The following is a 17750-nucleotide window of genomic DNA, read 5'->3' as shown; positions in this document are numbered from 1 at the left end:
AGAGGCCGATGTGAGGTCATGGTCAGACGTCGATCCGGTAGCCGCGCTTGACCACGGTCGAGATGAGACCGGGCACGCCGAGGGTCTGCCGCAGGCGGCTCAGCGCGACCTCGAGGGCGTGCTCGTCGGCCGTGCCCGGCATGCCCGCGGCGAGGCGGTCGCGGGCGACGACGCTGCCCCTGGCCAGGACGAGCGGCCGGAGGATCGAGAGTGCGACGGGGGGCAGCGCCACGCGGCGTCCGCGCACCTCGACGACCGAGCCGCGCAGCGCGAGCGGGCCGTGCTGGGTCTCGAGGCGGACCACGCGCGTGTCCTCGAGGTGCTCGCAGACCTGCCGGATCATCGCGCCCATGCGGAACCGATCGGGCTGGAGCGGGTGAATCCCCGCCGCGACGAGCGGCGCGGAGGTCACGGGGCCGACGGTCGCCGCGACCACGGGTCCGCGCATCGCATCGACGAGGTCGTCGTGGCGGCCCCGGGCCTCCGCGGCCATGAGGAGTGCGTGCACGGCGGGCGCGCTGGTGAACGTGATGCAGTCGAGCCCGCCCGTGCAGGCGGCCTCGATGAGCCGGTCCACCCGCTCGTCGGTGAGGTCCGGGTCGATCCAGCGGTACGGCTCGACGGTGAGGACCCGATCGTGCGCGTCGCGCAGGCGGTCGAGCGCCTTCGGCGGCAGGTAGCCGTGCAGCTGGACCGCGACGGTGAGGCCGGGCGGATGCGTCGCCAGCACCTCGTCGATCAGCGACTCGGTGGTCTCCTCGGCGCTCATGCCGACGTCGTCGAGGCCGGCCGCGCGGATGCCGCCGCGCGCCTTCGGCCCGCGGACGAGGATGGCGGTGCGGCCGAGCGCGTACAGCAGGTCGTCGCCGAGCCCCGCGGCATCCGCCACCTCGAACCAACGGCGCACGCCGTACGCGGTCGTCGCGAGCAGCACGTCGGGGCGTGCCTCGATGATCGCGCGCGTGTCGGCGATCACGGGCTCGTCGGAGCTCGCGTTCGCCATGCGGATGGTCGGCGCGTGGACGACCTGGGCGCCGCGGCGGACGAACGCGTCGATGAGGTCCGCGGAACGGCGGTCGCTCGTCACGCCGATCCGGAACCCCTCGAGCTGATCGGGCCGGAACCCGATCGTCGCCTCGGCCTGGTCGGTCATGCGTCCACCGCCGCGAAACCCGCCGCGCGCTCCATGAGCTCGGCTGCGGTGCGGTCGCCGTCGTGTGCGAGGCGGACGACCTCGCCGACGACGATCACCGCGGGCGAACCCACCCGCGCGAGTCCGGCCGCCGCCACGATGCCCGAGAGGTCGGCGATCGTCGTGCGCTGATCGCAGCGGAACCCGCGCTCGATGATCGCGACGGGCATCGTACCGGCCATCCCGTGGCGCGCGAGGCCCGCGGCGAGCTGCGGAAGCGTGCCCACACCCATGAGCACGACGATCGTGCCGCCGAGGCCGGCGAGATGCCGGAGCTCGTCGTCGCTGAGCGGCGCGTGCCCGGAGACGACGGTGAAGAGGCGGCTGATCCCGCGATGCGTGAGGGGGATACCGGCGGCACCGGGCACCGCGACGGCGCTCGTCACTCCCGGCAGGACCTCCACCGGCACGCCGGCCCGGTGGCAGGCGAGCACCTCCTCGCCGCCGCGTCCGAACACGTAGGGGTCGCCGCCCTTGAGGCGGACGACGTGACGGCCCGCGATCGCATGCGCGACGAGGAGCGCCTCGATCTCCTCCTGCGGCAGCGCGTGATGGCCGGGCCGCTTGCCGACGTCGACGAGCTCGGCGTCGGGCGCGAGTTCGGCCAGGCGTGCGTGCGGCGCGAGCCGGTCGTACAGCACGACATCGGCCGAGCCGAGCGCCCTGACGGCTGCCACCGTGAGCAGTTCCTCCCGACCCGGTCCGCCGCCGACGAGGGTCACCCGCCCGGTCATCCGTCGGCCCCCCGGACCGGGATCGTGGGACCGGCGACGAGGACGGCCTCGCCGCGGGCGATCTCGTCGGGGCGGGCGGGTCGGAGCTGCCCGCGCTCCTCGACGCGCGCGAGCGCCGAGACCGCCGCACCCTCGGGGTCGTCGGGGTCGGGGGCGTTCACGAAGGGCCGGAAGCGGCGCAGCCGCTCGGGGTCGGCGAGGGTGGCCGCCCACTCGTCCTCGTACGTGTCGACGTGCGTCGCCATCGCCGCCTCGAGCTCGTCGGCGAGCCCCAGCGAGTCGTGCACGACCACGTCGCGCACGTGCTCGAGCCCCCCGTCGATGTCCTCGATCCACCGCGCGGTGCGCTGCAGCCGGTCGGCGGTGCGGATGTAGTACATCATGTAGCGGTCGATGTACCGGATGAGCGTCTCGTCGTCGAGGTCGCTCGCCAGCAGTTGCGCGTGCGCCGGCTGGAACCCGCCGTTGCCGCCGACGTAGAGGTTCCAGCCCTGGTCGGTCGCGATCACGCCGACGTCCTTGCCGCGGGCCTCGGCGCACTCGCGCGCACAGCCCGAGACGCCGAACTTGAGCTTGTGCGGCGACCGCAGCCCGCGGTAGCGGAGTTCGAGGCGGATCGCCATCGCGACCGAGTCCTGCACGCCGTAGCGGCACCAGGTCGAGCCGACGCAGCTCTTCACGTTCCGCAGCGCCTTGCCGTACGCCTGCCCCGACTCGAAGCCGGCGTCGATGAGCCGCTTCCAGATGTCGGGGAGCTGGTCGAGCCGGGCGCCGAACAGGTCGATCCGCTGGCCGCCCGTGATCTTCGTGTAGAGGCCGAAGTCGGTGGCGACCTGCGCGATGACGGCGAGCTTCTGCGGCGTGATCTCGCCGGCCGGGATGCGCGGCACCACCGAGTACGTGCCGTCCTTCTGCATGTTCGCCATCGCGCGGTCGTTCGTGTCCTGCAGCCCGCCGCGACCGCCGTCGAGGATGTACGCGCCGTGCTGCGCGGCGAGCACGGAGGCGACGACGGGCTTGCACACGTCGCAGCCGCGGCCGGTGCCGAGTCGACCGATGATCTCCTCGAACGAGGCGAGCTCCAGCACGCGCACGGACTCGAAGATCTCCTGACGCGAGATCGGGAAGTGCTCGCACAGCGCATGCGAGACGGCCGTGCCCGACTTCGTCAGCTCGGCCTCGAGCAGCTTCTTCACGAGCGGCACGCACGACCCGCACTGGGTTCCGGCACGGGTGCAGGCCTTCAGCGGGCCGAGTTCGGCGCAGCCCTCCTCGTGCCCGCCGTGCGGCCCGGTCACCGCATCGCGGATCGTGCCGGCCGCGACGTTGTTGCAGGCGCAGACGAGGGCGGATGCCGGCAACTCGTCGCCGGCGGGCGCCTCCATGCCCGACGCCGACAGGTACGCGGCCGGCTCGCCTGACAGCTCGGTGCCGAGCAGCGGCCGGAGCGAGGCGTACGGCGACGCGTCGCCGACGAAGATCCCGCCGAGCAGGGTCTTCGCGTCATCGGTCATGACGAGCTTCTGGTACATGCCGCGTGCGGGGTCGGCGTAGACGATCTCGAGCGCCCGGTCGGTCCGTGCGAGCGCGTCGCCGAAGCTCGCGACGTCGACGCCCGCGAGCTTCAGCTTCGTCGCGTCGTCGACCGTCGTGAACTCGGCGGCGCCGCCGAGGAGCCGGTCGGCGACTACCTCCGCCATCGCGTTCGCCGGGGCGACGAGGCCCGTGCAGCGTCCCTCGAAGCTCGCGACCTCGCCGATGGCCCAGACGTTCGGCACGGATGCCGCGCAGCTCGTGTCGATCGCGACGCCGCCGCGCGGTCCGAGCTCGAGCCCCATCGCCCGAGCCAGCTCGTCGCGTGGCGTGATCCCGATCGCGAACACGACGAGATCGGCGTCGACGCGGCGGTCGTCGGTGAGCTCCACCCCCACGACGCCGCCGCTGCCGGTGAGCACCTTCGCGGGGCGGACCCCGAGGTGCAGGTCGATGCCCTGGCCGGAGATGATGCGCCCGAGGGCGCGCCCGGCGCCCTCGTCGAGCTGCGCCGACATCAGCCAGGAGCCGGAGTGCACGATCGCCGCATCGGCGCCGAGCTTCGCGAGGCCCCCGGCGGCCTCGAGGCCGAGGAGGCCGCCGCCCGCGACGACGACGCGCGGGGCACGGCCGAGACGCTCGGCGAGCTCGCGGGTCTCGGCGACGAGGGCGTCGACGTCGTCGATCGTGCGGTACACGCGGATGTGCTCGCTGCCGGGGATCGGCGGCACCGGCGCGCTCGACCCGGTCGCGAGCACGAGCTCGTCGAACCGGAGCTCGAGGCCGTTCGCGGTGGTCGCGACGCCGGCCGCGGCATCCACGTCGGTGACGCGGTCGCCGGTGACCAGGCGCACCGAACCGACGGTCCACGGCGTCGGGGCGAGGGCGAGGTCGGCCGCGGTGTCGGCGAGCCGGCTGCTCAGCGCGACCCGGTCGTACGGCGCATGCACCTCGTCGCCGACGACGGTCACGCGGAGCGTGCGGCCGCCGTCGCGGGCGTGCAGGCTGTCGGCGAGTCGGTGCGCGGCGGGCCCGCCGCCGACGACGAGGACGTCGCGCAGGGCGACGGCGTCGGTCTCGGTGTCGTTCATGGCTCCTCCGGTCCTGGGTTGCCGGTGAGCGTACGGCGGCGCGGTTTCGCTCCTGTTTCGGGGCCGTAACACAACTGCTCGGAGACCTTGCATGACTCCGCGCGTCGTGTGAGGGGGGTTTCACGGGGGCGAAACACCGCTGTCGCGGCCACTGAAACATGCGGCCCGTAGCGTCTCGGTCACCGAGGAGAGGAAGCCGCGCATGACGTCGACCATGGAACTCACCACCGACTGGGTCCCCGCGTGCGGGGTCGCCGACCTCGAGCCCGGGTGGGGCGAAGTCGCCCTCGTGGGCGCCCGGATGGTCGCGCTGGTGCGCGTCGAGGGTGACGAGGTGTACGCGGTCGACCACCACGATCCGCACACGGGCGCACCCGTCATGGCGCGCGGCATCGTCGGCTCGCGCGGCGACCGGCCGACGATCGCCTCACCGTTGCACAAGGAGGTCTACGACCTCGGCACGGGGGAGTGCTTCACCGATCCGTCGCTGGGGCTCCGCACCTACCGCACGCGGGTGGTCGGCGGGATGATCCAGGTCGAGTTCGACGCCTGACGCACCGCGCGAGGTGCTCGCCGGCCCGGACGGACGGGTGCCCGCTCAGCCGCGCTGCGTGAGGACGATCGGGTCGCCGTCGGTGATCGCGACCGTGTGCTCGGAGTGCGCACCGCGCGAGCCGTCGACGCTCCGGAGCGTCCACCCGTCGGGGTCGGTGAAGATGCGATCGGTCGTCTGCAGGAACCACGGCTCGATGGCGACGACGAGCCCGGGCTTCAGGGGCAGCCCGCGGCCCGGCCGGCCGTTGTTCGGGATGTGCGGGTCGCCGTGCATCGTCCTGCCGACGCCGTGGCCGCCGAAGTCGGTGTTGATCGAGTAGCCCTCGGCCTTCGCGACCTCCGCGATCGCCCGTGAGATGTCGCCGATCCGGTTGCCGGGCCGCGCCGCCGCGATGCCGGCGTCGAGCGCGCGACGCGTGGTGTCGATGAGCCGGAGGTCCTCGTCGCGGGGTGTGCCGACCACGACGGAGATCGCCGAGTCGGCGACCCATCCGTCGACCGAGGCCGCGAAGTCGAGGCTCAGCAGGTCGCCGTCCTTCAGGCGGTAGTCGTGGGGGAGTCCGTGCAGCACGGCGTCGTTCACCGACGTGCAGATCACCCTGCCGAACGGGCTCGCGCCGAACGACGGGTGGTAGTCGATGTAGCAGCTCTCGGCGCCGGCCTTCCGGATCATCTCGTGCGCGAGCGCGTCGAGCTCCAGCAGGTTCACGCCGACGGCCGCGGCCCTCGACGTCGCCTCCAGCACGCTGGCGACGAAGCGACCCGCGGGACGCATCTCCTCGATCTCGGCGGGGGTCCTCAGTTCGATCACGTCCTCCATTCTGGCGGCTCCGCCCTGAGTGAACACCCGGTGCGCGCCCAGTCGCCCGAAGTACGCTGGGCGCATGCTCATCCGACGGGGGTTCTACCGGTGGCAGTTCGCCGCCGCGATCGTGCTGCCGATCTGGCTGCTCATCGGGTATGCGATCTTCGGGTCGAGCGGATGGGGCGTGGTGGGCCTCATGTTCGTGACGCCGATCGCGTTCATCACGCTCGGCGTCGTCGCCCTGCTCGTCGCCGCCCGGCCCGACGTGCGCCGCGACAAGGCCGTCGCCTGGTCGGATGTCGCGGTGCTCGGCGTCTGGCACCTGCTCATCGTCGCCGCGGGCCTCTACGGACCGACGGGCATCACGTTCGCGATCCTCGCCATGGTCGGCGCGATCGCCGCGTTCTGGTACGCGGTCTGGCGGCTCCTCCGCGACGGCGCCCGGCGCGTGCGGGCGACCATGGACGAGTACGAGCGACTGGTCGCCGAGGGTGCGCCCGCTCGGGGCGTCGACGGCCGGTCGACGCGGCCGGCGGAGGACGCCGGCGAGGTCATCGTCATCCGCGAGGAGCGGCGCTGGGAGGAGCGGCGGGGCTGACGCGCGACCGCACGCGCGGCGCCGCCACGCGGCATCCGTTCACCGCTTTTGGCCGGTCGGCCCTCGATCTGGCAGAATGGTTGTTCGTGCCGTCGCATGGCCCTGCCTCCGGGGAGCCCGCACGTCGCGAGTGATCGCGCGAACGGCGCCGAATTCTTCTTCCAATCAGATCCGCGTTCGACCGGTGGCGGGCGCAGAGAGCGAACCATCATGCACATCCTCGACCACGTCGACGCCGCGAGCCTCCGCTCGGACATCCCGGACTTCCGCCCCGGCGACACCGTCAAGGTGCACGTGAACATCATCGAAGGCACCCGCTCGCGCATCCAGGTCTTCCAGGGCGTCGTCATCGGCCGCTCGGGCGAGGGCGTGCGCGAGACCTTCACCGTCCGCAAGATCAGCTTCCAGGTGGGCGTCGAGCGCAAGTTCCCGGTCCACTCGCCGGTGATCGACCACATCGAGGTCGTCACCCGCGGTGACGTCCGTCGCGCGAAGCTCTACTACCTGCGCGAGCTCCGCGGCAAGAAGGCGAAGATCAAGGAGAAGCGCGAGAACTGATCGGCCGAGCGCCGTTCCGTCGCGTCATCCGCTCGAGCTCCTCACCCCTAGACTGGGGCGGGGAGCTCGAGCCGTTTCATGACTGAAGACACACGTACTGAGCGCGATGAACGCGCCACCTCCGGGGCGTCATCGCGCCGCCGGAGCACCCTGCTGTTCCTCCGCGACCTGGTGGTGATCTTCCTGGTCGCCGTGCTCGTCTCGTTCCTCATCAAGACGTTCCTGATCCGGTCGTTCTTCATCCCGTCGCAGTCGATGGAGGAGACGCTGATGCAGGACGACCGCATCATCGTCAACCAGCTCGTGCCCGAGGTGACGCCGATCGAACACGGTGACGTCGTCGTGTTCAAGGACCCGGGCGGGTGGCTCCCCGCCCGCGCCGAGGAGGCGCGCCCGCCGCTCGTCGCCGTCATCGACGGATTCCTCGCGTTCGTCGGCCTGTCGGCGCCCGACTCCAACGACCACCTCGTCAAGCGCGTCGTCGGCCTGCCCGGCGACCACGTCGTGTGCTGCAACGCGCTCGGCCAGATGACCGTCAACGGCGTGCCGCTCGACGAACCGTACGTCGCGCTGCCGCCCGGCGAGACGAAGGTGTCGCGTGACGACTTCGATGTCACGGTGCCCGACGACTCGCTCTGGGTCATGGGCGACAACCGCTACAACTCGAAGGACTCCCGCTACAACACCGGCACCCCGCTCGAGGGCTTCGTGCCGATCGAGAACGTCGTCGGCCGAGCCGTGGTCGTCAGTTGGCCCATCTCGAACTGGGCCTGGCTCGACAACTACCCCGAGGTGTTCGCCGGCGTCGATGACGGGACCGGCTGAGGTGAGCCCCGCAGGAGTGCCGACGATGAAGGTCGAGCGCGACCTGCTGGCCGGGGGAGCGCCCGTCGTGCTCGCGTGCGACGAGGTCGGTCGCGGTGCGCTCGCCGGCCCGGTGACCGTCGGCATCGTCGTCGTCGATGCGACGGTGAAGCGGATGCCGGCGGGCCTACGCGACTCGAAACTGCTCCCCGAACCGAAGCGCGAACTGCTCGCGCCGCGCGCGTCGGCCTGGGTGCTGGCCTCCGCGGTGGGCGAGGCGAGTGCCGGCGAGATCGATCGGCTCGGCATCATGGCCTGCCTCGGACTCGCGGGTGCGCGCGCCTTCGCCGCGCTCGCCGTCGATCGCGCGCTCGTCGCGGGCGCTCCGCTCGTGCTCGACGGCAACTACGACTGGCTAAGCCAGTCGATCGAGCACCGGGCGCAGGTCATCACGCGCATCAAGGCCGACCGCGACTGCGCGTCGGTGTCGGCGGCGTCCGTCATCGCCAAGGTGCATCGCGATCGCGGCATGCGCCGCGCGCACGACGAGACGCCGCTGTACCACTGGCACGAGAACAAGGGGTACTCGAGCGCCGCGCACTTCGCCGCGATCGCCGAGCACGGCCCGAGCGCGCTGCACCGGCACACGTGGCTGCACGACCGGTCGCCCGAACCGGCGCCGTCGCTGTTCGACCTCGAAGTAGGATGATCGACGATGGATGAGGACGAGTTCGACGACTACGACCGTGAAGTGGAGCTCGCGCTGTACCGCGAGTACCGCGACATCGTCTCGCAGTTCAAGTACGTGGTCGAGACCGAGCGACGGTTCTACCTCGCGAACGAGGTCGAGTTGGTGCGCCGCGACACGGAGCACGACTTCTACTTCGAGCTCTCGATGAAGGACGTCTGGGTGTGGGACGTCTACCGTGCCGACCGCTTCGTGAAGTCGGTGCGCGTGCTGACGTTCAAGGACGTCAACGTCGAGGAGCTCGCGACGCGCGAGTTCGAGCTGCCGAAGGACCTCGCGCTCGAGGAGTGACCGGCTCGCGAGCCGTCCTCCACCGGCGTGGAATCGGCGGCTCCGGTCACGGCCGCGCTCTGTGCGACGGCCCGGTCCGCGCTCGGGCGCGACGCTGGGCCCATGGCCCACAACATCGAACTCGGACGACGCGGCGAACTGGTCGCGGCCGAGCATCTCGAGGCGCGCGGGATGCGCGTCGTCGACCGGAACTGGCGCTGCGCGTTCGGCGAGATCGATCTCGTGCTCCGCGACGGCGACCGCACCGTCTTCGCCGAGGTGAAGACCCGTACCGGACCGGCCTTCGGCCATCCGTTCGAAGCGATCACCGCGCAGAAGCTGGGTCGCCTGCGACGTCTCGCGCTCGCCTGGTGCGAGGCGAACGAGCACCCGACCGCGCGGATCCGCATCGACGCCGTCGCGGTGCACGCGCCCGCCGGGGCTCCCGCCGTCGTCGAGCACCTCGAGGGGATCGGCTGATGCCGGTCGCGCGGACACGGGCCATCGCGCTCGTCGGACTCGCGGGATCGGTCGTCGAGGTCGAGGCAGACCTCTCCAGCCAGCTTCCGGCCTTCGTGATCATCGGGCTGCCCGACACCGCCCTCGGCGAGGCGCGCGAGCGCGTTCGGTCCGCGGCGACCAACGCCGGCTGCGCCCTCCCGTCTCGTCGCCTCACCGTGAACCTCTCGCCTGCCGCCCTGCCGAAGCACGGCTCAGCCTTCGATCTCGCGATCGGACTCTCCTGTCTCGCTGCCGCCGGCACGGTCGACCCGGAGTCCGTGGCCCGGTTCGTGCACCTCGGCGAACTCGGCCTCGACGGTCGGCTGCGCCCGACGCACGGCATCCTCCCCGCCGTGCACGCCGCGGTGCGAGCCGGCCACGAGCGGATCATGGTGCCCGTCGCGAATGCGGCCGAAGCCCGACTCGTGCCCGGCGCTGAGATCGTCGCCGTGGCGACGCTCCGCGAAGCGGTCGAACGGCACGGCGGGCGTCTCGGGCCCGAGCCGCTCCGGCTCGGAGCGGCGGCCGAACCGGCGGAGCGCGCCACCGCGGCGGTCCCCGCGCCGGCGCCCGAGGGCGACCTCGCCGACGTCATCGGCGGCGACGAGCCGATCCAGGCGCTGCTCGTCGCAGCCGCCGGCGGACACCACCTGCTCCTCACGGGCCCTCCCGGCGCGGGCAAGACCATGCTCGCGTCACGACTGCCCGGGATCCTGCCCGACCTCTCCGCCGAGGCGGCGCTCGAGGTCGCCTCGCTGCGCTCGCTCGCCGGGCACCCCATCGGCGAGACGCTCTCCGTGCGGCCTCCCTTCGAGGCGCCGCACCACACCGCGAGCTCCGCAGCCATGGTCGGCGGCGGGAGCCGGGTCATCCGCCCGGGAGCCGCGGCCCGCGCCTCGCACGGCGTCCTCTTCCTCGACGAGGCGCCCGAGTTCCCCGCCAGGGTGCTCGACGCGCTCCGCCAGCCGCTCGAGTCGGGCCGGATCAGCATCCACCGGGCGAACTCGGTCGCGACCTTCCCCGCACGGTTCCAGCTCGTGCTCGCAGCCAACCCGTGCCCCTGCGGGGGCGGTGACTCGCCCGACGAGGGGTGCACCTGCCCGCCTGCCACCAAGCGCCGGTACTTCGCGCGCATCTCCGGACCGCTGCTGGACCGGGTCGACCTGCGGTTGTGGGTGCATCGCGTCACGCCGACGAGGCTGATGATGGATCGCGATCGCGTGCATGAGCCCGGCGCGAGACCGGCGGTGACGTCGCGGGAGGCGCGCGAGAAGGTCCTCCGTGCTCGGGAGACCGCAGCCCGTCGCCTCGCCGGCACCCCGTGGCGCACGAACGCCGAGATGCCGGGCCCGTGGCTTCGTGGCGAGGGCGGGCTGCATCCCGGCTCGGTCGCGACGCGCGCGCTCGACCTGTCGCTGGAGCGCGGCGGGGTGACGATGCGCGGCTACGATCGCGTGCTCAAGGTCGCATGGACCATCGCCGACCTGGAGGGTGCCGAACGGCCGACCGACGAGCACGTCGGTCGCGCGCTCGCGATGCGCATGGGCGCGGCGGCATGAGCGCCGACATCCTGAACTCGCTCGCACGGCGCGTGGGTGACGGGGTCGCCGCCGTCAGGCCGGCCGCGGCGATGGCGGACTCCGAGGCGACCGATCCCGTCGAGGCGGTCGCGACGGCGCTGCTCGGCTATGTCTCCGAGCCGGGCGACGGGGTGCTCGGCCGACTCGTCGGCGCGCTCGGCGCGAGCGGCATGGCGACCGCGCTGCTCGAGGGCCGGTCGGGGCGCGACATCGCCGGTCAGGCCGTCACCGGCCTCGGCCCGGCCGATGCGCCGAGCGGGCGCGAGGTCACCGCCGGGCTCGCGCGGTGGGGACCGCGACTCGAGGAGGACGCCTTCGCGCGCTCCATCGCGCAGGCGGCGCGGGTGGGCGCACGGTTGCTCCTTCCTGGTGACGGCGACTGGCCCGAGGGGCTCGACGACCTCGGGGTGCACGCGCCCCTCTCGCTCTGGGTGCGCGGTCGACCCTCCGCGCTCGCCGAGCGCCCCTCGCTCGCCCTCGTCGGCGCGCGGGCCGCGACGGGGTACGGGGAGCACGTCGCCGTGGAGGCGGCCGCCGGTCTCGTCGATCGCGGGCTCGCGGTCGTCTCCGGCGGTGCGTACGGGATCGACGGTACGGCGCACCGGGCGGCGCTCGCCGCGGCCGGCACGACGGTGGCGTTCCTCGCCGGAGGCGTCGACCGCTTCTATCCCGCGGGCCACGAGGGGCTCCTCGGCCGCATCGTCGAGACCGGCGCGGTCGTCTCCGAACTCGCCTGCGGTGCCGCGCCCACGCGCTGGCGCTTCCTGCAGCGCAACCGCCTGATCGCCGCCGCGTCCGACGCGACGGTCGTGCTCGAGGCGGGCATGCGATCCGGCTCGCTGAACACCGCGGGTCATGCAGCGGCGCTCGGGCGTCCGCTCGGGGCCGTGCCCGGGCCGGTCACGAGTCCGGCCTCCGCGGGGTGTCATCGCCTGCTGCGCGAGTTCGACGCCGTCTGCGTGACGGATGCCGCGCAGATGGCCGAACTCGTGGCGTCGGTCGGCGGTGGCGTCGGCGGGTCAGGCGACGGGGACGACGATGCGATGACGGGAGCGCCGCCGCCGCGCAGGCTCGAGATGCTGAGCTCGGCCGAGCGGCGTGTGCTCGACGCGCTCGGGACGCGCCGATCTCGTCCCATCGGCGACCTCGTCCGGGACACCGGCCTGACCCCCGGGGCGGTCATGGGCGCGCTCGGAGCCCTCGACGCCACGGGTCTCGCGGCCCGGTCCGGTGAGGGCTGGGTTCGACGACCCCCGGATGAGGCCTCGGTACGACCGGGCTCGTGGTCCTAGGCTGGCCGCGGGAGGTAGACATGGATCACCCTCGGCTCGGCAGGTATCCCGCGGCGCGTCACGTGATCGCGCACCTCAGCGACACGCACCTGCTCGACGGCGGCGCGCCGCTCGGCGGACGTGCGGACACCGTCGGCAACCTCGACCGCGCGGCCGAGCAGCTCTCCCGAATGGTGGGCGGGCTCGACGCGATCCTCGTCAGCGGCGACGTCGCCGATCTCGGCGAGGAGGACGCGTATCGGCGTGTCCGCGCGACGCTCGAGCCCGTCGCCGAGGTCACCGGTGCCCGCCTGATCTGGGTCATGGGCAACCACGACGAGCGCGAGCCGTTCCGCCGGGTACTGCTCGACGACGCGAGCGGCGACGACGGCCCCGTCAACCAGATCATCGACGTCGACGGCCTCCGCGTCGTCGCCGTCGATTCGAGCGTGCCCGGCTACCATCACGGGATCCTCGAGGCGGAGACCCTCGACTGGCTCGACGCCGCACTCTCGGAGCCGGCCCCGAACGGCACGATCCTCGCACTGCACCACGCACCGATCGCCACGCCGCTCGCGCTGATGGACGTGCTCGAGCTCCGCAGGCAGGACGAGCTCGCCGAGGTGCTCCGCGATCGCGACGTCCGCGCGATCCTCGGCGGCCACCTCCACTACCCGACCCAGGGCACGTTCGCCGGGGTTCCCGTCTGCGTCGCCGGTTCGCTGGCGTACACGATGGACCTCTCGGCGCCGGCGCGGCACCTCGTCGGCATCGACGGGGGCAGGTCGTTCTCCCTCGTCCACTGCTTCGACGACGCGGTCGTGAGCTCGGTGGTCCCGGTCGGCACGTTCGGCGAGATCACCAGCTTCGGCGAGCGGTTCCTGTCCGAGGTCGAGGCGCTCGACGAGGAGGGACGCCTCGATCGCTTCTCACGGAAGCGGGAGTGGGTGACGGATGGCTGAAAGGGCTCGGAGCAGCTCGGCGTCGACCCCCTCGGCCGTCGCCACACGGCCGTCGAGCCTGGATGCCGCGGTGGACGCCTACCTCGAGCACGTGCGCCTCGAGCGCGGCTACTCGGAGCACACCGCAGCGGCCTACGCCTCCGACCTCGCCGACCTGACCGGGTTCGCCGAGGAGCGCGCCGTGACCGGGATCGCCGGACTCGACCTCGACCTCCTGCGGGACTGGCTTTGGGCGGCCACCGAACGCGGCCTCGCTCGGACGACCGTCGCACGGCGTGCGGCATCCGCCAGAGGGTTCTGCGCCTGGCTCGAGCGCACCGGTGCGCTCCCGGCCGATCCGGCCGTGCGCCTGCGCGCTCCGCGAGCCAGGCGCACGCTGCCCCGAGTCGTCGCCGCACCCGCCGTCGCGACCCTGCTCGAGGGGATGCAGCTGCGAGCCTCGTCGGGAGGCCCGGTCCAGGTGCGCGATCTCGCGGTGATCGAACTCCTCTACGCCTGCGCGCTCCGCGTCTCCGAACTCGTCGGACTCGACGTCGACGACGTCGATCGCCGCAACCGGACGGTCCGCGTCACCGGCAAGGGCTCGAAGGAGCGCGTGGTGCCGTACGGTGCGCCGGCCGCCGCTGCGCTCGAACGCTACCTCGCGACGGCCCGGCCCGCGCTGCTGCGCGCCGCGTCCGACGACGGTGCCCCGAATGCAGCAGGCGGACGGGCGCTGTTCGTGGGTGTCCGCGGGGCGCGACTCGGTGTCCGGAGCGTGCACCGCCTCGTCGCCGGGCTCCTGGCCGACCTCCCCGGTTCCGGTCCGGCCGGGCCGCACGCGTTCCGGCACAGCGCGGCGACGCACCTGCTCGACGGGGGTGCGGACCTCCGTGCCGTGCAGGAGTTCCTCGGACACGCGAGCCTCGGCACCACGCAGATCTACACGCACGTCTCCGCCGAGCGTCTCAAGCACACCTATCGCACGGCGCACCCGCGGGCCTGAGGCGGGTCATCCGGTCATCGGCAGGAGTACCGCGCGCGGCACCCCGCCGAACCATCGCAGTGGCGACACGTACTCGCCGTGCACGCGCACGCCCAGGTGGATGCACTCGTCGTCGCAGTGACCGCCCGTCGCGACGGTCGCGACCGCCTCGCCGGCCCGCACCGTGTCGCCGACGGCCACGTCAGCCTCGACCGGCTCGATCGAACTGACGACGCCGTCGCCGTGATCGATCGAGAGTACGCCGCGCCCGGCGACCGGGCCGGCGAACGAGACCACGCCGGATGCCGCGGCAACGACCGAACCCCCCGGCGCGGCGGCGAGGTCGATCCCCCGATGCCCCGCCGAGTACGGCGTCGGCGGGGCGCGGAACGGTGCGACGACGAGCACGGGCGGACCGACCGGCCAGACCCAACGGGTGGAGGGCGCGTCGGCGATCGTTTCGGCGCGCGGGACCGGGACGGCGTCGGCGACGGTCGACGCAGCGGCCGACCCGGGTGCGGCGAGGACCACCACGAGGACGGCGAGGAGACCGGCGACGCTCGCCGCGACGGCGGCGCCGGGCACGGGGGAGAGGCGCATGAGTCGAGCGTGCACGCCGAGTCATCCGCGCGTCGGCGGAGCGGCCCAGACCGTGCGCAGTGCGCGCCGGGACGCCGGTGGTGAGGAGGGGTCGCGCACCGCCCGCGTGGTAGCATGTCGGGAGCGCCCCGCCTGTCGGGGCGACTACGCGTGCCCATTCGGCCACCGACTCCACTCAGTCCCGCTCGCAGCGCGAGCCGGCGGAGCCGTGCCGGGCACCAGGGCTTCCGGCCGCCGGCCGGAGCGACAACTGAGAACAGAAGGAGTACGGCCATGGCCGTCGTCACCATTCGCCAGCTGCTCGACAGCGGCGTGCACTTCGGGCACCAGACCCGCCGTTGGAACCCGAAGATGAAGCGGTTCATCTTCACCGAGCGTTCCGGCATCTACATCATCGACCTCCAGCAGTCGCTCGCCTACATCGACAAGGCGTACGACTTCGTCAAGGAGACGGTCGCCCACGGCGGCACCATCCTCTTCGTCGGCACCAAGAAGCAGGCGCAGGAGTCGATCGCCGAGCAGGCCACGCGCGTCGGCCAGCCCTACGTCAACCAGCGCTGGCTCGGCGGCCTCCTCACCAACTTCTCGACGGTCTCCAAGCGCCTCGCGCGCATGAAGGAGCTCGAGGAGCTGGACTTCGAGGGCACCACCTCGGGCTTCACCAAGAAGGAGCTGCTCCTCAAGAAGCGCGAGCTCGACAAGCTGCACAAGTCGCTCGGCGGCATCCGCAACCTCTCGAAGACGCCGTCGGCGCTCTGGGTCGTGGACACCAAGAAGGAGCACCTCGCGATCGACGAGGCCAAGAAGCTCGGCATCCCCGTCATCGGCATCCTCGACACCAACTGCGACCCCGACGAGGTCCAGTACCCGATCCCGGGCAACGACGACGCCATCCGCTCGGTGAGCCTGCTCACCCGCATCGTCGCCGACGCCGCGGCCGAGGGCCTCATCCAGCGCCACCAGAAGCCCGAGGAGGGCGAGGAGGCGGAGCCGCTGGCCGAGTGGGAGCAGGAGCTCCTCAACGCCGGTTCGGAGAGCACCCCCGAGCAGGCCTCCGCCGAGACCGAGAAGGTCGCCGAGTCGGAGACCGAGGCGAAGGCCGAGGCTGCGGAGGTCGTCGACGAGGCGGCCACCGAGGTCGCCGCGACCGAGTCCGAGGCCGACGCCGCGGGCGCAGCTGCCGCCGAGTAAGTCGGCACCCCCACCCACTTACGAACGACAGGGAGTCCATTCCACATGGCCAACGTCAGCATCGCCGACATCAAGGCGCTCCGCGAGCAGCTCGGAACCGGCATGACCGACACCAAGAACGCGCTCGTCGAGGCCGACGGTGACATCGAGAAGGCGACGGAGATCCTCCGCCTGAAGGGTGCCAAGGGCAACGCGAAGCGTGCCGACCGCTCGACCTCGGAGGGCCTCGTGGCCGCCGTCGAGAACGGCGACGGCACCGCAACCCTCATCGAGCTCGCCTGCGAGACCGACTTCGTCGCCAAGGGCGAGAAGTTCGTCGGGCTCGCCGACCGCGTGCTCGCGGCCGTCGCCGCGGCCCGCGCCGAGACCGTCGAGGCCGCCCTGGCCGCGCCGGCCGAGGGCGGGACCGTCGCCGAGCTCATCGACGGCGAGGCCGCGATCCTCGGCGAGAAGGTCGAGCTCCGTCGCGTCCGCCTCGTGAAGGGCGAGCACTTCTCGATCTACCTGCACAAGACCTCGAAGGACCTGCCCCCGCAGGTCGGCGTGGTCCTCGGCTACGCGGGCGACGACGCGGAGACCGCTCGCTCGATCGCGCAGCACATCTCGTTCGCCGCACCGGAGTACCTCACCCGTGAGGACGTCCCGGCCGAGGCGGTCGAGAAGGAGCGCGCGCTCGTCGAGCAGATCACCCGCGAGGAGGGCAAGCCCGAGGCCGCCCTCCCGAAGATCGTCGAGGGTCGCCTCGGCGCGTTCTTCAAGCAGGTCGCGCTGCTCGAGCAGGACTACGCGAAGGACAACAAGCTGTCCGTCGGCAAGGTCGTGCAGGACGCCGGTCTGACCGTGAGCGACTTCGCTCGCTTCAAGGTCGGCGCGTAACACGTGCCAGGGGAGTCCGGACCGCACCACGCGGTCCGGGCTCCTTTGCTGTGTCCGGATGTCGCGGTGACGCGCGCTCGGGCACGGAGCGGGCCGGCCTCCACTGCGGCGACGGCCCGGAACCACTAGTTTTACTCCCAGAGGGGAAGGATCGGTCGGGGATGACGGAACACACGCGCAGGGTGCTGCTCAAGCTGTCAGGTGAGGCGTTCGGGGGCGGAGCACTCGGGGTCAACCCCGACGTCGTCAGTTCCCTGGCCCGGGAGATCGCCGACGCGGCACGCACCGTCGAGGTCGCGATCGTCGTCGGCGGCGGCAACTTCTTCCGCGGCGCCGAACTCAGCCAGCGCGGCATGGACCGCGGTCGCGCCGACTACATGGGCATGCTCGGCACGGTGATGAACTCGCTCGCCCTCCAGGACTTCCTCGAGCAGGCGGGCGCCGAGACGCGCGTGCAGTCCGCCATCTCGATGACGCAGGTCGCCGAGCCGTACATTCCGCGCCGTGCCGAGCGGCACCTCGAGAAGGGCCGCGTGGTCATCTTCGGCGCCGGTGCCGGGCTGCCCTACTTCTCGACCGACACGGTCGCCGCCCAGCGTGCACTCGAGATCGGCGCCGACGTCGTGCTCGTCGCGAAGAACGGCGTGGACGGCGTCTACTCCGACGATCCGCGCACCAATCCCGACGCCCACAAGATCGACCGGATCAGCTACCAGGAGGCGCTCCAGCGCGGCCTGAAGGTCGTCGACTCGACCGCCTTCAGCCTCTGCATGGACAACGGCATGCCGATGCAGGTCTTCGGCATGGAGCCCGCGGGCAACGTGACCAAGGCGATCCTCGGTGCCGAGCTCGGCACCGTGGTCAGCAACGGCGAGCCGATCACCGATCGATAGACTGTCCCGAGCCCGAGAGAAGGA

The 17750-nt window shown here is 72.3% G+C and carries 19 protein-coding genes; 14 read left to right on the top strand and 5 right to left on the bottom strand.

The features are described 5' to 3' along the window. Window positions 1–22 precede the first annotated feature (22 nt). The 3 genes from ACIQH8_RS12570 to nirB are packed head-to-tail and all read right to left on the bottom strand — an operon-like array spanning window position 23 to window position 4550. Window positions 23–1153: a uroporphyrinogen-III synthase gene (locus ACIQH8_RS12570; protein ID WP_400999108.1), complete on the bottom strand. Its 1131-nt coding sequence runs from the start codon at window positions 1151–1153 to the stop codon at window positions 23–25. Then, complete coding sequence (gene cobA / locus ACIQH8_RS12565) at window positions 1150–1926, bottom strand: uroporphyrinogen-III C-methyltransferase (RefSeq protein WP_400999106.1); 777 nt, start codon at window positions 1924–1926, stop codon at window positions 1150–1152. Before cobA ends, ACIQH8_RS12570 begins: the two co-directional genes overlap by 4 nt. Continuing rightward, the gene (nirB, locus tag ACIQH8_RS12560; RefSeq protein ID WP_400999104.1) at window positions 1923–4550 is read right to left on the bottom strand and encodes a nitrite reductase large subunit NirB; all 2628 of its coding nucleotides are present in this window, start codon (window positions 4548–4550) and stop codon (window positions 1923–1925) included. Before nirB ends, cobA begins: the two co-directional genes overlap by 4 nt. A gap of 202 nt (window positions 4551–4752) precedes the next feature. Between nirB and nirD the strand changes: the two genes are divergently transcribed. After that, entirely contained in the window at window positions 4753–5103 is a 351-nt protein-coding gene (gene nirD, locus ACIQH8_RS12555) for a nitrite reductase small subunit NirD (protein WP_400999102.1), read from the top strand. Between the two features lie 45 nt (window positions 5104–5148). On the opposite strand, the gene map is transcribed toward nirD, so the two are convergent. Further along, window positions 5149–5916 (bottom strand): type I methionyl aminopeptidase, encoded by a 768-nt coding sequence (gene map / locus ACIQH8_RS12550; protein ID WP_400999100.1) that lies wholly within the window; start codon window positions 5914–5916, stop codon window positions 5149–5151. A gap of 73 nt (window positions 5917–5989) precedes the next feature. Here map and ACIQH8_RS12545 point away from each other — a divergent pair, with 73 nt between their 5' ends. From ACIQH8_RS12545 to ACIQH8_RS12500, 10 genes are all read left to right on the top strand, one after another. Next, complete coding sequence (locus ACIQH8_RS12545) at window positions 5990–6508, top strand: hypothetical protein (RefSeq protein ID WP_400999098.1); 519 nt, start codon at window positions 5990–5992, stop codon at window positions 6506–6508. A 210-nt stretch (window positions 6509–6718) separates the two neighbouring features. Continuing rightward, window positions 6719–7066 carry a 50S ribosomal protein L19 gene (gene rplS, locus ACIQH8_RS12540; protein WP_155052218.1) on the top strand — a complete coding sequence of 116 codons (348 nt, stop codon included), beginning with the start codon at window positions 6719–6721 and terminating at the stop codon, window positions 7064–7066. A gap of 78 nt (window positions 7067–7144) precedes the next feature. Next, on the top strand, window positions 7145–7891 hold the full coding sequence (lepB, locus tag ACIQH8_RS12535; RefSeq protein ID WP_400999096.1) for a signal peptidase I: 747 nt from the start codon (window positions 7145–7147) through the stop codon (window positions 7889–7891). Window positions 7892–7916: 25 nt separating this feature from the next. Next, complete coding sequence (locus ACIQH8_RS12530; RefSeq protein WP_400999094.1) at window positions 7917–8579, top strand: ribonuclease HII; 663 nt, start codon at window positions 7917–7919, stop codon at window positions 8577–8579. A 6-nt stretch (window positions 8580–8585) separates the two neighbouring features. Next, window positions 8586–8909 (top strand): DUF2469 family protein, encoded by a 324-nt coding sequence (locus ACIQH8_RS12525; protein WP_155052215.1) that lies wholly within the window; start codon window positions 8586–8588, stop codon window positions 8907–8909. Window positions 8910–9011: 102 nt separating this feature from the next. After that, a complete protein-coding gene (locus ACIQH8_RS12520; protein ID WP_400999092.1) occupies window positions 9012–9368 on the top strand; it encodes a YraN family protein in 357 nt (118 codons plus the stop codon). Further along, on the top strand, window positions 9368–10948 hold the full coding sequence (locus ACIQH8_RS12515) for a YifB family Mg chelatase-like AAA ATPase (protein ID WP_400999090.1): 1581 nt from the start codon (window positions 9368–9370) through the stop codon (window positions 10946–10948). The genes ACIQH8_RS12520 and ACIQH8_RS12515 overlap by 1 nt, the downstream gene beginning before the upstream one ends. After that, window positions 10945–12261: a DNA-processing protein DprA gene (dprA, locus tag ACIQH8_RS12510; RefSeq protein ID WP_400999087.1), complete on the top strand. Its 1317-nt coding sequence runs from the start codon at window positions 10945–10947 to the stop codon at window positions 12259–12261. The genes ACIQH8_RS12515 and dprA overlap by 4 nt, the downstream gene beginning before the upstream one ends. Window positions 12262–12281: 20 nt before the next feature. Beyond that, on the top strand, window positions 12282–13202 hold the full coding sequence (locus ACIQH8_RS12505; RefSeq protein ID WP_400999085.1) for a phosphodiesterase: 921 nt from the start codon (window positions 12282–12284) through the stop codon (window positions 13200–13202). A gap of 70 nt (window positions 13203–13272) precedes the next feature. Continuing rightward, entirely contained in the window at window positions 13273–14187 is a 915-nt protein-coding gene (locus ACIQH8_RS12500) for a tyrosine recombinase XerC (protein WP_400999083.1), read from the top strand. Window positions 14188–14193: 6 nt separating this feature from the next. Here the strand turns inward: ACIQH8_RS12500 and ACIQH8_RS12495 are convergent, their stop codons facing one another. Next, window positions 14194–14766: a murein hydrolase activator EnvC family protein gene (locus ACIQH8_RS12495; RefSeq protein WP_400999081.1), complete on the bottom strand. Its 573-nt coding sequence runs from the start codon at window positions 14764–14766 to the stop codon at window positions 14194–14196. Window positions 14767–15039: 273 nt separating this feature from the next. On the opposite strand from ACIQH8_RS12495, the gene rpsB reads away from it, so the two are divergent. From rpsB to pyrH, 3 genes are all read left to right on the top strand, one after another. Beyond that, window positions 15040–15957 (top strand): 30S ribosomal protein S2, encoded by a 918-nt coding sequence (rpsB, locus tag ACIQH8_RS12490; protein WP_400999079.1) that lies wholly within the window; start codon window positions 15040–15042, stop codon window positions 15955–15957. A 45-nt stretch (window positions 15958–16002) separates the two neighbouring features. Further along, a complete protein-coding gene (tsf, locus tag ACIQH8_RS12485) occupies window positions 16003–16833 on the top strand; it encodes a translation elongation factor Ts (RefSeq protein ID WP_400999077.1) in 831 nt (276 codons plus the stop codon). A 161-nt stretch (window positions 16834–16994) separates the two neighbouring features. Continuing rightward, the gene (pyrH, locus tag ACIQH8_RS12480) at window positions 16995–17726 is read left to right on the top strand and encodes a UMP kinase (protein ID WP_400999075.1); all 732 of its coding nucleotides are present in this window, start codon (window positions 16995–16997) and stop codon (window positions 17724–17726) included. Window positions 17727–17750: the final 24 nt, after the last annotated feature.

It is taken from the genome of Agromyces sp. GXQ0307 (genome assembly GCF_044769845.1).
Lineage (GTDB): Bacteria > Actinomycetota > Actinomycetes > Actinomycetales > Microbacteriaceae > Agromyces.
The sequence above is the reverse complement of the archived record's forward strand: the minus strand, read 5'-3'. Positions and strand labels throughout refer to the sequence as shown.